11 protein-coding genes are annotated in these 13586 nt (G+C 65.9%); 4 read left to right on the top strand and 7 right to left on the bottom strand.

What is annotated here, in order from left to right; all coding sequences use genetic code 11:
- Positions 1-2: 2 nt before the first annotated feature.
- Genes ACPZMI_RS19350 through tagH form a run of 7 tightly spaced genes read right to left on the bottom strand, consistent with a single transcriptional unit; the run spans position 3 to position 9422 of the window.
- On the bottom strand, positions 3-722 hold the full coding sequence (locus ACPZMI_RS19350; RefSeq protein ID WP_186665686.1) for a PP2C family protein-serine/threonine phosphatase: 720 nt from the start codon (positions 720-722) through the stop codon (positions 3-5).
- Positions 719-1381, bottom strand: coding sequence for a type VI secretion system-associated protein TagF (tagF, locus tag ACPZMI_RS19345; protein WP_186711094.1), 663 nt, complete (start codon positions 1379-1381; stop codon positions 719-721). Before tagF ends, ACPZMI_RS19350 begins: the two co-directional genes overlap by 4 nt.
- On the bottom strand, positions 1378-4884 hold the full coding sequence (tssM, locus tag ACPZMI_RS19340; RefSeq protein WP_426352850.1) for a type VI secretion system membrane subunit TssM: 3507 nt from the start codon (positions 4882-4884) through the stop codon (positions 1378-1380). The genes tagF and tssM overlap by 4 nt, the downstream gene beginning before the upstream one ends.
- A complete protein-coding gene (locus tag ACPZMI_RS19335) occupies positions 4881-6188 on the bottom strand; it encodes a DotU family type VI secretion system protein (RefSeq protein ID WP_426352849.1) in 1308 nt (435 codons plus the stop codon). The genes tssM and ACPZMI_RS19335 overlap by 4 nt, the downstream gene beginning before the upstream one ends.
- Before the next feature lie 6 nt (positions 6189-6194).
- On the bottom strand, positions 6195-7529 hold the full coding sequence (tssK, locus tag ACPZMI_RS19330; RefSeq protein WP_426352848.1) for a type VI secretion system baseplate subunit TssK: 1335 nt from the start codon (positions 7527-7529) through the stop codon (positions 6195-6197).
- A gap of 15 nt (positions 7530-7544) precedes the next feature.
- Complete coding sequence (tssJ, locus tag ACPZMI_RS19325) at positions 7545-8042, bottom strand: type VI secretion system lipoprotein TssJ (RefSeq protein WP_426352847.1); 498 nt, start codon at positions 8040-8042, stop codon at positions 7545-7547.
- Positions 8043-8090: 48 nt separating this feature from the next.
- Entirely contained in the window at positions 8091-9422 is a 1332-nt protein-coding gene (tagH, locus tag ACPZMI_RS19320; RefSeq protein WP_426352846.1) for a type VI secretion system-associated FHA domain protein TagH, read from the bottom strand.
- 397 nt (positions 9423-9819) lie between these two features.
- Here tagH and tssA point away from each other — a divergent pair, with 397 nt between their 5' ends.
- The 4 genes from tssA to ACPZMI_RS19300 all read left to right on the top strand — a co-directional run bounded on the left by tssA (position 9820) and on the right by ACPZMI_RS19300 (position 13510).
- Positions 9820-10857, top strand: coding sequence for a type VI secretion system protein TssA (tssA, locus tag ACPZMI_RS19315; RefSeq protein ID WP_426352845.1), 1038 nt, complete (start codon positions 9820-9822; stop codon positions 10855-10857).
- Between the two features lie 56 nt (positions 10858-10913).
- Positions 10914-11429 (top strand): type VI secretion system contractile sheath small subunit, encoded by a 516-nt coding sequence (tssB, locus tag ACPZMI_RS19310; protein ID WP_054891229.1) that lies wholly within the window; start codon positions 10914-10916, stop codon positions 11427-11429.
- A gap of 10 nt (positions 11430-11439) precedes the next feature.
- A complete protein-coding gene (gene tssC, locus ACPZMI_RS19305) occupies positions 11440-12933 on the top strand; it encodes a type VI secretion system contractile sheath large subunit (protein WP_186665675.1) in 1494 nt (497 codons plus the stop codon).
- An 88-nt stretch (positions 12934-13021) separates the two neighbouring features.
- Positions 13022-13510, top strand: a complete 489-nt coding sequence (locus ACPZMI_RS19300; protein ID WP_186665673.1) for an Hcp family type VI secretion system effector — start codon at positions 13022-13024, stop codon at positions 13508-13510.
- Positions 13511-13586 lie beyond the last annotated feature (76 nt).

Below are 13586 nucleotides of genomic sequence, written 5' to 3'. Positions count from 1 at the left end.
CTTCAATTGGCCTTCACCACCACGGCGGTGATGTTGTCGGGCGCGCCTCGGGTCAGGCCCAGGTGGACCAGGCTGCGCACTATCTGGTAGGGGTCGGCATGGCTGAGCACCTCGCCGATCTCGAGGTCTTCGGCGGTCTTGGTCAGGCCATCGCTGCACAGCAGGTAGGTGTCGCCAGGGCGCACCTGCAGGGCCACTGCCTGCAGCTCCAGGTGATCTTCGACACCGATGGCTCGGGTCACGATGTTGCCGCGCGGATGCACCCGGGCCTCGGCCTCGCTGAGCAGGCCGCTGTCCTGCAGTTCCTGGACGTAGCTGTGATCGTGGGACAGACGCTCGATGCGCCCGCCGCGCAGGCGATACAGACGGCTGTCACCGGCCCACAGGCCGATGGCCTGGTCGCCGCGCGCCGCCAGCACCACCACGGTGCTGCCCATCATCGCTACGCCACGGCGTGCGGTTTCCTCGCGGACCGTGAAGTTGACCCACGCCAGGCCGTCACGCACTTCGTCGGCGAACTCCGCCAGCGAGTCGAGCATCGGCAGGCGGCGCAGGCTGTCCACTGCCAGGCTGCTGACATAGTCGCCCGCCGCATGGCCACCCATGCCGTCGGCCACTGCCCACAGGCCCGCCCAGGTCAGGTCCAGGCAGGCGTCCTCGTTGATCTTGCGCACCATGCCGACATGGCTGTAGCTGGCCGCGCTGTACTGCAGGTCGGTCATGCGCGTGCGGCCTCGCTACCCAGAAGAAACCCGGCGAAATCCTCGCTGCGCGGCAGGCCCGGATAGCGCATCAGGCCCGGTGCGATCCGCTCCGAACCCCTGCCCCACCACAGGCTCATGCCCTCGCAGGCGCACTCGGCCAACGCGCGTTCTCGCCCCTCAGGCGTGGTCGCGGCCAGACGTTGCAACCCACCCACCGCAGGCCCACTCGCTATCCCCTGTGGCAGCGGGGTGGTGCCCCGATAGGGCTGCACGGCATGCTCGAACGCTTCGAACTGCGCACCTTCCTCCAGCGTGCCGAGCAAGGCCGCTTCGACCTGTTCGAACCATTCATCCGCACCCACCACCGCAACCGCCACCGAAACCTGCGGCTCCAGCGCCTGCGCCACGGTCAGCGGAAAATACCGCCCGACCCGATCGATGCTCGGCATCACCACCCCGATCATCGCCTGCGGCCCACACACACCCGCTGCCAGGGCAAAGCGCCACAGCGGACTGACCAGGTAGGCCTGCAGCCACTGCTCACCCAGTTGCCGCTGGCTGGCCTGGATACCTGCGGCCAGCCACTGGTCCCAGGGCTGGATGAAGCTCTGTGGCAGATCGCGGCTGACGAAGTCACCGCGGCAGGCCATCTTTCCGTAGAAACCAACGTCGTTCACAGGCGCTCCGGCAGGCTGAAACCGCTGACCACTCGGCTGCGGAACGGGTTGAAGGCGCTGCTGGCACGCAGCTCGTAGGACACGCTGGCACCCTCGACCCGCAGGCGCAGGCTGAAGCGCTCGGGTGAGGTGCCGGCAATCAGGTCGGACTGGTCGAGCAGGCGGAACCACGCCCACGGGCCTTCCAGCGTCAGCCCCGAACGGCCACTGGCCGAAGGGGGCGAGATCGACAGGCGTACCACGCCGATGCTGTTCGGGTTCGGCCACTGCAACGACACCGGACGGCTCGGGCCATGGTCATAGCTGACCTGCTGGCCATCGAGGTCGAGCATGAACTGGGTGATCGACGCATCCATCGCCACCGGCTTGAGCTCGAAACGCACGCCTGGCGTCAGGCCGCTGCTGTTGCGGAAGAAGGCATCGCGGATGGTCGCGGCGCGCTGGAAGGTGTTGAGCACACCGGCATTGATCCCCAGCTTCTGCGCCGCCCCTGGCTGCCAGCTCCACGGCGACGTGGAGGTGTTGACGTATGGCTGCAGGTACTTGCGGAAGTAGTTGTCCATCACCCCGCCAACACCGAAGAACTGGCCGAAGTCTTCCAGGGTCGCATCGCGCGGGCTGCCGGCCGTCAGCGGGTAGCGACCGCTGAGGGACTGGCGGTAGACGTTGACCACCTCGCTGGTCCAGGCGGCATTGAGCTGGTTGCGTACGCCGCCCATGACGATGGCGTTGGTCGAGCCGACCACCGAGCCGACCAGGTTCTGCACCACTTTCGGCTGCCGCGCAGCACCGAGCGAAACCCTCTGCGAGGCAGCCTGAGCCTGGTTCTTGGCCTCGCCCAGCAGGGCTTCGCCACTGGCGCCGACCATCGCACTGACCTGTACGTACAGGGCGTTGAGATCGGCGAGCAGGCCATCGATCGAGCTTGGCTGGCCTTCGCCACCTTCGACCAGCTCGGCCAGTTCGGCGAAGTGTGCGGTCACGGGGTCCACCTCACGCGCACCTTGCTCGGTGCCCGGGATCGGCGTGTCGCCGAGCAGACCGCCCAGGCGCTGACGCAGTTGATCGACACCGGCCTGTTCGACCTTGGCCTGGGCCTTGTCGAGCGTGGTGGGCTGCTGCAGGTCGGTTTCCTTGGCCACCGCCTGCAACAGTTTCTTCATCGGAGAGGTAGGGCCGGACAACACCCGCAGCACGTCGGCGGCCTGCCCGACACTGGTGATCGGCACGAAGTCCAGGTCGGCCAACAGCGCGTCCCAGTGGCGGATGTAGTCCTGGTAGTAGAGCTGGCGCACATCGTCGGCCAGGCGCTTGGCATCGCTGGCCTCGCTCAGCTCGCGACCGAGCACCCAGCGCTCCTCGGCGAGGGTTTCGCTGTGGGCGACGCTGGCGGCGAGAAACGCCTTGCGATAACCCTCGACAGTGAAGATCCCCGGCAGCGGCTCGGTCAGCGGCTTGCCGCTCTTGCGCTGGAATACCAGCGCGGCATCGCGCCCGGCGGCGTCGCTGATGCGAAAATCGCTGACCCCGGCCGGCAGCTTCTGCCGCTTGACCCGGTCATACACACGTTGCGCCACCGGCAACTGCTGCAACTGGCGGCGGGTGTCGTCGATCAGGCGTTGGTCGAGGCGCGCATTCGGCGGGCGCTTGTCGAACAGCGCCGCCAGGTGCTGTTCAAGTGCCTGGCGCTGCTCGGGAGCCAGGTCGCGCGGCAGATGGCGCTCCCAGTCGAGACTGATCCAGGCCTTGAGGAAGTCAGCGTCGTAATGCTCGCCGTCGGCCAGCATCAGATAGGCCTTCAGGCCTTCGTACAGATAGTCGGAAGGACCGCCGGCGTACAGTTGCTCCTCGATGCGGGTGACCAGCCGCGGGGCGAAGATCGCGATCAACAGCTTGCGATAGACGCTGGTGGATTCGGTCTCCAGCATGTCGCCCTGGTACAACCCGAGCCCCTCGGCCCAGGCCGGCGGATCGTCCGCCAGACGGCGCACGGCGTTGAGCAGCGGCAGCACTTCGATCACCTCGCGCTGCGCCGGGCTCAGCTCCTGCACGCTCTTGCCCAGCGGCTTGAGGCGGCTGTCGACTTCGGCGATGTACTGCTGGTTGGCGCGGTAGCTGAGGGTCCACAGGGTGCCGACGACCAGCACCAGAGCCACGCTCAGCGCCAGGGCACCTCGGGTGATCCACTTGCGGCGCTGCTCGACCTTGGGGTTGCTGCCCACCAGCCCACGCTCGGCGAAGGCCACGGCGCTGAACAGCTTCTCGATGAAGTAGCTGCGTCCGGTGCCGGTCTGGCGCGCCAGGTGCGCGCGGTCCAGGCCCATGCTCTGCGCCATGCTGCCGATCAGGCGATCGATGGGGCTGCCTTCCTGGGTGCCGCTGGTGAAGTACACCCCGCGCAGCAGCGCCCGCGCCTCGAAGGCGTTGGGTTTGAACACACCGTCGAGGAAGGTCTTGAGATTGCCGCGCAGTGCCGCGAACTGCTGGACGAAGCCATAGATCAGGTCGCGCCGCGCCGGGTCGCGCTCCTGCTGCAGGCGCTCGACCAGACGCTGGTTGAGGCGTTGTTCGAGCAGGCCGAACTCCTGGTCGAAGCCGGCCAGCGGGCCTTCGCCCTGCTGCCCGTCATCCAGCGCGAAGGTCATGCCCCACACCTGGGCGCGCTCGTCCTTGCTCAGGTTGTCGAAGTACTCCATGAAGCCCGGCACCAGGTCGAGCTTGGTGAGCATCAGGTAGATCGGGAAACGCACGCCGAGCTGGCTGTACAGCTCCTGGATCCGGGTGCGGATCGCCGCTGCATGGGCGGCGCGCTCGGCGTCGCTGCCCAGCAGCAGATCGGACAGGCTGATGGCGATGAACGCCCCGTCGATGGGGCGGCGCGAGCGCTGGGTCTTGAGCAGGTCGAGAAAGCCCAGCCAGGCGGCCTTGTCCACCTGCGCATGGCTGTCCTGGGTGGTGTAGCGTCCGGCGGTATCGAGCAGCACCGCCTGGTCGGTGAACCACCAGTCGCAGTTGCGTGTGCCACCGACACCACGGATGGCGCCCTCGCCCAACTGTGCCGCCAGCGGGAAATGCAGCCCCGAGTTGACCAGCGCGGTGGTCTTGCCGGAGCCCGGCGGGCCGATGATCACGTACCACGGCAGCTCGTAGAGGTTGCGGCGCTCGTCACCGCCCAGGCGCGCTTTCTTCAGCAGCACCAGGGCCTCGTCCATGCGTTGACGCAGGGTCGCCAGCTCTTCGGCGGTGGCCAGGCTCGCAGGATCCGGCGCGGTTTCGGCGGCCAGGCTCTCCATCACTTTGGCGGCCTGGCGACGCGCCTGGACGATGCGCCAGGCACGGTAGGCGATCCACACCGCGAACAGCAGGACGATCAGGATCCAGCGCGGGGTGGGCGGCGCCAGTACGTCCAACAGCGGCCCGATGAACCAGATGATCAGGCTGAGGGCGATCAGCCCCAGCACCGGGATCACCCAGCGAATGACAAAACTGAAAAACGCCTTCACTCGACGCCCTCCGCCAGAACGGTGATTTCGACCCGGCGATTCTTCGCCCGGCCTTGTGCGGTGTCGTTGGAGGCCAGCGGCTCGGTGTCGCTCAGGCCTTGCGCGCTGAAGCGCTGCGGCTGCCCGGTGCGCGCGGCGAGCATTGCCTTGACCTCTTCGGCGCGAGCCTGGGACAGCGCCCAGTTGGAGGGGAAGCGGATCGTGGCGATGCGCTGGTTATCGCTGTGGCCGGTGACGCGCACGTTGCCCTTCACCTTGGAAATCGCCTCGGCGATACGCAGCATCAGCGGCTCGAAATCGCCCTTGATACTGGCGCTGGCAGACGCGAACAGTTCATCGCCACGAATGGTCACCACCGAGCGATCGACCGCATCCTCCACCGCGACCCGACCCGCCTTGATGTCCTCGGCAAGGAAACCTGCCAGGCGCGGGCGCTCGACCGGCTTGGGCTGCACCACCGGGCGGTCCATGGCCTGCACCGGGATTTCACCCAGGGCATGGATGCCGCGGAACACAGGCTCGGCGTCGGCGGCAAGTTTCAGGCGCAGGCCGAACAGCAACAACAGCAGCAAGGCCAGGGCCACCGCGAGCCCTACCCAGGGCGGCACGAACTGGGTCAGACGATCGCGGCTGACCGAAACGCCGCGCCAGTGCGGTGACAATTCGCGTTCGATCTCGCCTCGCGCGCTGCGCAAGGCCGCGGCGGTACGCTCGCGCAGTGCCTCGAGCTGTGCTCGGCCACCGTTCATCACCCGGTAGCGGCCCTCGAAACCGAGGCTGGTGCACAGGTACAGCAACTCCAGCAGGTTCAGGCGTTCGCGCGGGCTCTGCAGGCAATGTTCGAGCAACTGGAAGACCTTCTCGCCGCCCCAGGCTTCGTTGTGCACGGTGATCAAGAGGCTTTGCTTGCCCCAGTCGCTGCTGCTGCCCCAGGGGGTGCTGAGCACGGCCTCATCGAGCGCGGTGCACAGGGCATAGCGCGCCAGCAGCACCTCGTTGCGCGGCACACCGCTGGCTTCGGCGCGCTCTTCGAACTGGCGCAGGTAGGCGAGCAGTTGCGCACGCAGGCTCGCCGGGGCTGGATGGGCGATGGTATTGCGCAAGCGCGTGAGCAACGCCAGCAGGGGCCCGGCCGCCTGCTCCAGCGGATTGAGGCCCTCGCCCTGCCCTGGTGCCAGCGGCTCGGCCGGTACGTTCAGCGGCGCTGGTGCGGCCTGGGGCGTCGCCGTCGGCTGCGGGCCTCGTCCGCCTGGGCGAGGCATGAACTGGGTGCGGTCGTTGGCCTGCGGATCGTCGTGCTGCATCGCGGCTTATCCTCGAATGGCCCAGAAGGCCAGGTTCAGGCCAGGGAACTCGCCAGCGACGTAGAAGGCGAAGCCCCCCGAGTGTTGCAACTGCTTCCAGTGCTCGCTGCCGCGGTCGAGTTCGAAATAGGTGGAGCCTGCATGGAACGGGATCTGCCGCGGCGCCACCGGCAACGGCAGCAGGCCAATGCCTGGCAGTTGCAGATTGACCAGGTCGCGGATGTGCTCCACCGAACCGATCTTGCTCTGCTGGCCGAAGCGGCTGCGCAGGGTCTCGCCTGGCACGTCGGCGCGCACCACGAGGATGAAACTGGCGTTGTCCAGCAGGCTGCGGTCGGCGAGCATGGCCACGTGCACGCCGTAGGCTTTCTCGACGATAGGAATGGCCACCGCCTTGCTGTCGATCAGCATCGACAGCGCTTCACGCAGCGACGCCATCAGCGGCTGGAAGGTCGCCGCGAGGTCATCGTGCTGGTACACCGGGAAGCTCTCGGGGCGACGGCCCTCGCGGGTGAAGGTGGCGAACTCGCCCGCCAGCGTCACCAGCTCGCTGTACAGCCGTTCGGGGTGCAGCGGGCTGAGCTGCCCGAGATGCTCGATCAACGGCTGCGCGCGGTTGACCAGTTGCAACAGCATGAAATCGGCGATTTCCGAGGCACCGCCATTGGCCGAGGCCACCACCCGCCCGGCCAGTGCCTCGCCACGCTGGTGCAGCAGCCCCAGCAGCTCGCTGCGAAAATTCGACAGCGGGTTACTGGCCGCCACATCCAGCAGCGGCGGGATGTAGCTGTCGTCCAGCACCAAGGCCCGGTCGGCACGTTTTTCACGAATGCGCACCACACCCAGCACGGCGAAATCGCCGAGGCCATCTTCCTCACGCAGCAGGCGCAGCGCGCGGCCACCCAGAGCCAGTGGTGCGCGGTTCTCGAACGGCGCATTGTCGTCGCGCACTTCGCTGACCCGCGCCACATAGCGCGCGCCGTCCAGCGCCTCGCCTTCGTCGACGGTGTCGCGGGCACCGGCACGCTTGAGCGGCAAGCCCAGGTGAATCACCCCGTCGCGCAGGTCGTCGGGAATTTCCAGAGGCGCCGGTGGCAGGTCATCGCGGGGAATGTCGAAGGGGGTGCCGTCCGGCAGCAGGCCACGGGCACTGAGGATCGCCAGCTTGCCCTGGGCCAGCAGGCCCTGGTCGACCAGCAGCTCGGAAAAGCCCCAGGCCGCGCTCGACAGCGGGCGGCTGCGGGCATCGATGAAGTTTTCCAGATAGCGGTCGTGCTGCTGGAAGTGCTGGGTCGTGATGAACATGCCTTCCGACCAGACCACGCGATTGTTCCAGGACATGGGTTCTCCGTTTGCCTAGTGGGCAGGCACAGGTTGTGGGGTGGCCACGGCGCTGCGCACGGCGCGCACATCGAGGCTGATCTGATAGTCGCGAGGTGGCACCGCGAGCACGCTGCGCCACTGCGCCTGGTCGATCTCGCGGTAGCCGACCATCAGGCCGACCTGGCGCGTGGCCGGGTTCAGCGGGCGGTCCAGGTGCAGTTGACGGCCGGGCTGCAGCAGCACTTCGTCCTGGTCGATCAGGTCGGCGCCGAGGGTGTCCTGGGCCCGTTCGGCCAGGGCGAAGTAATCGGCGCGCTCGAAGGCGGCGGCATTCTTCAGTTCGTAGATGCGCACCCGCACAGGCGCTGGTGTGCCATCGGCGCCGGGGTTGAGCCCGGCGGCGGCACTGAAGTACAGGGTGACGCCCGGCACTGCCGGCTCAGCGTCCGAACTCGGTACGACCGGCGCATCCTTGCTGCAGGCACTGAGCAGCACGAAGGCCAGGGCTGCGATCAGTCTTGTTGCACTCATCCTCGTCCTCATGACGTATTGGTGTTCTTCCTGCCTTGAGCATCAGTCTCAAGAGCGTTGCAGTCGGGCGTTGTGGGCCTCGTAGGCGCGGCTGAACTCGCGGCCGAACAAGTCCTGGAAATCGTCCTGGGCTTCACGTGATATCTGCCCGTACAGCTCGGTGAACTGCTGCCAGCAATGGGCCTGGCGCGAGCCACCGAACACCTTCGCCAGGCCCGTTGCCGGGGCCAGGCGAGCCTCCAGTCGGGCGGGCTCGAAACGCGTCAGCACGTGCTTGATCGCCGCCTCGACCCCGGCCATGACGGCCAGCTGGTGGGCACGCAGGTCATCGAAACTGTCGCGTACCGCCTGGTCGGCGGGCATGAACGCCTGGTTGCCCTGGCGCAGCAGCAGCAACAGCGCCTCGTCGGCATTGGGGGCGAATTTCAGCGGGTTGTTCTGCACCGGCGCGATGGTGGTCTGCTGCATGCGGAACTCGCCCTTGAGGCTGCTGCGTGCGCGCAGCACATCGATCAGGCCCTCGACCATCAGGCGGTAGCTGCGGCCCACCGCCTCCATCTGCGCTGCGGCATCGCCAGCGTCGATGCGCAGGTGCTCGATGCCCGCGCCGCGCAGGAAGGCCTGCAGCAACGCCTGGTCGGGCATGGCCTGGGGGGTGGGCGGTGCGGGAACGGGCGCAGGCGGTGGAGGCACTGCGGCAACAGGCGTCATCGGCTCGTGGGCAGGCAGGGGGCTGGAGGCCGGCGCCTCGTCGAACAGGTTCCAGTCCGCCGGTATCACACCGGGGGCCGGTGAGGCGGGTGGCGCGACGGCGGGGACCGGTGCGGGCGGACGAAAGTCATGCTGCTGGGCCGGAACATGGTCAGGTTGGCTCGCCGTCGGCACGCTGGCAGGGCCGAGGAAATCGAAGATGTCGGGCAGTGTGTCGTGGCTCGAAGCCCCCTGCAGGAAAGCAGCCGGCGCGGGTGCAAGGGGGGGCTCGGCGGGCGTCGCCTGGTGGGCCATCAACGCCTCGAAGCTCTGCGCGCCAGGCTGGCGGTTCTCCTCCAGCGAGAATCCTGAATCGATGCGTGCCTGAATCTCGTACTCACCAATCCGGATAACTTCGCCATCCATCAATGGCTCGCTGTTTCCTCGGCGCATGCGCACGCCAGCGTGTACCAGTTCCACACCGTTGGTGCTGTTATCGGTCAGGTAATAACGGCCATCCCGAAACTGGATGACGCAATGATTGGACGACACCAACCGCTCTGGATCCGGCAACACCCAATCATTGTTTGGACTTCGCCCGATGGTGACGGCACCAGTTTCCACAATCATCTCCGCGCATTGCCCCGGAGTTATCTTGTGATAACTAGTGATAATTAGGCAAAGTGCCATCACTCCTCCTGCATATAATATTACTCGTGATTCCATTCAAATGAGTGGATAGCGAAAATCGCCAATAATTTCTTTATAAAACAATGAGTTAAATAACATCCATCACTGTTTTATCGCGGCATATCGGCGAATTTAACCACAACGGCAAGGCACTTTGATGGCATCCGACAGGTGGGCCTTCAAAGCTGCAGACTCGGTCACACCTCCACTCGAGGGCGGGTAGCTTACCTTGACAGCATTTTGGAAATAAACCATAAATGCGCAACTTTGGGGTCGGCCGCTGACATCACAATGACATCAACCGCCCGCTCTATCTACAAGTTTTGTGCGCCAGTTCACATTTGCAACTTCGCGCAACTAAAGCCCCGCCACGGGCCGATATGGAGATCGATTCCTGGTGAACTCACCGCTGCTGCTCGCCGCTGTTTCCGATGACTTCCCCTGCGGTGAAGATCTCGAATATGACGCGGACTTCCTGCAACTCGAACGCGATGCCCAAGGGCGTCCGGAACGGGTCATGGGCGATGCAGTACAGGCGGCCGAGCCCCCCGAGTGGCGAGCGATCGAACAGTCCTGCGCCAGCTTGCTGCAGCGCAGCAAGGACCTGCGCATCACCCACTTCCTGGTCCAGGCCAACCTCGCGCTGCACGGCTTCGCCGGCCTCGCCGCCAGCCTGGAACTGATCCGCGACCTGCTCGGCGAATACTGGCTGCACCTGCATCCGCAGCTCGACGCCTCCGACGACAACGACCCGACCGTGCGCATCAACGCACTGACCGGCCTGACGTGCGAAGCCAACATCGCCCTGCTGCGCGAAGCCGTGCTGGCGCGCTCGCGCGCCTTTGGCCCGATCACCTTGCGTGCCGCCCTGCACGCCGCCGGCCTGCAGCATTTCGCCAGCGAGACACTGAGCGTCGAGGCGCTGGCCGCAGCCCTGCGCGATGCCGACGCCGATGAACTCGAACAGACTCGCCAGGCCCTGAACCTGGCCCGCGAGGCCTGCGAAGCGATCGAGCGCCGGGTCAGCGACCAGGTCGGCTCGGCCAGTGGCGTCGATCTGTCCGCACTCAAGCAGCCGTTGCGCCTGGCGCAACAGGTACTTGCCGATTACGCCCCTGGGGGCTCGCCGTCAGCCGCGCCAGACGAACAGCCGCAGCAGGACAGCCTCGACGATGCCCCTTCGGCACCCGCTGCCGTCGCCGCGACCGCTCGCCCCGCCGTGCGCCCCGGCGAAATCAGCAGCCGCGATGAAGTTCAGCAAAGCCTCGAGCGCCTGCTCCAGTACTACGCCCGTCACGAGCCTTCCAGCCCGCTGCCGGTGCTGCTGCGCCGGGCGAAAAACCTGGTCAACGCCGACTTCGCGACCATCGTGCGCGACCTGATTCCCGATGGCCTTTCGCAGTTCGAGAACCTGCGCGGGCCCCAGGACGACTGATACCACCGACAGCCGCAACGAACGACAGCGCCCCAGCGGCGACCAGGAGGAACCACGTGGCCAAAGACAGCTCCCAGAAATTCATCGCGCGCAACCGGGCGCCGCGAGTGCAGATCGAGTACGACGTCGAACTGTATGGCGCCGAGAAGAAGGTCCAGTTGCCCTTCGTCATGGGCGTGCTCTCGGACCTCGCCGGCAAGCCCGCCGAGCCACTGCCCGCGGTGGCCGACCGCAAGTTCCTGGAAGTCGATGTCGACAACTTCGACTCGCGCCTCAAGGCGATGAAGCCACGCGTGGCATTCAACGTCCCCAACGAGTTGACCGGCGAAGGCAACCTGAGCTTGGACATCACCTTCGAGAGCATGGACGACTTCAGCCCGGCCGCCGTGGCGCGCAAGGTCGATGCCCTGAACCAGCTGCTCGAGGCGCGTACTCAACTGGCCAACCTGCTGACCTACATGGACGGCAAGACCGGTGCCGAGGACATCATCCTCAAGGCCATCAAGGACCCTGCCCTGCTGCAGGCCCTGGCCAGCGCCCCGAAACCTTCCGACAACGAGCCGAGCGCCTGAGGAGCCCGCCATGACCGATCCATTGCGCGATACCCAGGCCCAGCCGGCCGCCACCGAGCAGGCCAGCGAGTTCGCCAACCTGCTGCTGCAGGAATTCAAACCCAAGACCGAGCGCGCCAAGGAAGCTGTCGAAAGCGCCGTGCGCACCCTCGCCGAGCAAGCCCTGGCGCAGACCAACCTGGTCTCCAACGACGCCATCGGCTCGATCGAGCAGATCATCGCCGCCATCGACGCCAAGCTCACCGCACAGGTCAACCAGATCATCCACCACGATGACTTCCAGAAGCTGGAAAGCGCGTGGCGCGGCCTGCACTACCTGGTCAACAACACCGAGAGCGACGAGCAACTGAAGATTCGCGTGCTCAACATCTCCAAGACCGACCTGCACAAGACCCTGAAGAAGTTCAAGGGCACCGCCTGGGACCAGAGCCCGGTGTTCAAGAAGCTCTACGAAGAAGAGTACGGCCAGTTCGGCGGCGAGCCCTACGGCTGCCTGGTGGGCGACTACTACTTCGATCAGTCGCCTCCGGATGTCGAGTTGCTGGGCGAGATGTCCAAGGTCTGTGCGTCGATGCATGCGCCGTTCATTGCCGCTGCATCGCCAACGGTGATGGGCATGGGTTCGTGGCAGGAGCTGTCCAACCCGCGTGACCTGACCAAGATCTTCACCACCCCGGAATACGCCGGCTGGCGTTCGCTGCGCGAATCGGAAGACTCGCGCTACATCGGCCTGACCATGCCGCGCTTCCTGGCACGCCTGCCCTATGGCGCCAAGACCGACCCGGTCGAGGCCTTCGCCTTCGAGGAAGACACCGACGGCGCCGACAGCAGCAAGTACACCTGGGCCAACGCGGCCTATGCCATGGCGGTGAACATCAATCGCTCGTTCAAGCATTTCGGCTGGTGCTCGCGCATCCGCGGCGTGGAGTCGGGCGGTGAAGTGCAAGGCCTGCCGGCGCACACCTTCCCCACCGATGACGGTGGCGTGGACATGAAGTGCCCGACCGAGATCGCCATTTCCGACCGCCGCGAGGCGGAGCTGGCGAAGAACGGCTTCATGCCATTGCTGCACAAGAAGAACACCGACTTCGCCGCGTTCATCGGCGCCCAGTCGCTGCAAAAACCGGCTGAGTACGACGACCCGGACGCCACCGCCAACGCCAACCTGGCCGCCCGCCTGCCGTACCTGTTCGCCACCTGCCGCTTCGCCCATTACCTGAAGTGCATCGTTCGCGACAAGATCGGCTCGTTCAAGGAAAAGGACGAGATGCAGCGCTGGTTGCAGGACTGGATCCTGAACTACGTCGACGGTGACCCGGCGCACTCCAGCGAGACCACCAAGGCCCAACATCCGCTGGCTGCGGCCGAAGTGGTGGTGGAGGAAGTCGAGGGCAACCCTGGCTACTACAACTCGCGCTTCTACCTGCGCCCGCACTACCAGCTCGAAGGGCTGACCGTGTCGTTGCGCCTGGTCTCGAAGCTGCCTTCGGCCAAAGGGGCCTGAGCCTGAACCGGGGCCGCTGCGCGCCCCGCGATGGGCTGCGCAGCAGCCCCGATAGAACCGCCAACCGACGCGAAATACCGAGGACATCATGGCTGTAGATATTTTCATCAAGATCGGCGACATCAAGGGCGAGTCCGCGGACAAGGCCCACAAGGACGAAATCGACGTGCTGAACTGGAGCTGGGGCATGTCCCAGTCCGGCAACATGCACATGGGCGGGGGCGGCGGCTCCGGCAAGGTCAACATCCAGGACCTGTCGATCACCAAGTACGTGGACAAGTCCAGCCCCAACCTGATGGCCCACTGCTCCAGCGGCAAGCACATCGACAAGGTCAAGCTGACCGTGCGCAAGGCCGGTGGCGAGAGCCAGGTCGAGTACCTGATCATCAACCTCGAAGAGGTGATCATCAGCTCGCTGAGCACCGGCGGCTCGGGCAGCGATGACCGCCTCACCGAGAACGTCACCCTGAACTTCGCCAAGGTCACCGTGGACTATCAGCCGCAGAAGGCCGACGGCACCAAGGATGGCGGCGCGATCAAGTACGGCTGGAACGTGCGCCAGAACGTCAAGATCTGATAGCGGCGTCGACTGCTTCGCGGGCAATTCCGCTCCTCGTTTGTAGGAGCGGCGGTTCGCCGCTGCGACTTGCCCG

The sequence above is a fragment of the Pseudomonas wayambapalatensis genome, from assembly GCF_049942315.1.
In the GTDB taxonomy this organism is placed as follows: Bacteria; Pseudomonadota; Gammaproteobacteria; order Pseudomonadales; family Pseudomonadaceae; genus Aquipseudomonas; species Aquipseudomonas wayambapalatensis.
The sequence above is the reverse complement of the archived record's forward strand: the minus strand, read 5'-3'. Positions and strand labels throughout refer to the sequence as shown.

Coding starts and splice junctions, on each gene's coding strand:
- ACPZMI_RS19335 (WP_426352849.1), bottom strand. CDS start 6,188: ATGCAGCACGACGATCCGCAGGCCAACGACCGCACCCAGTTCATGCCT.
- ACPZMI_RS19300 (WP_186665673.1), top strand. CDS start 13,022: ATGGCTGTAGATATTTTCATCAAGATCGGCGACATCAAGGGCGAGTCC.
- tssJ (WP_426352847.1), bottom strand. CDS start 8,042: ATGAGTGCAACAAGACTGATCGCAGCCCTGGCCTTCGTGCTGCTCAGT.
- tssK (WP_426352848.1), bottom strand. CDS start 7,529: ATGTCCTGGAACAATCGCGTGGTCTGGTCGGAAGGCATGTTCATCACG.
- ACPZMI_RS19350 (WP_186665686.1), bottom strand. CDS start 722: ATGACCGACCTGCAGTACAGCGCGGCCAGCTACAGCCATGTCGGCATG.
- tssC (WP_186665675.1), top strand. CDS start 11,440: ATGACCGATCCATTGCGCGATACCCAGGCCCAGCCGGCCGCCACCGAG.
- tagH (WP_426352846.1), bottom strand. CDS start 9,422: ATGGCACTTTGCCTAATTATCACTAGTTATCACAAGATAACTCCGGGG.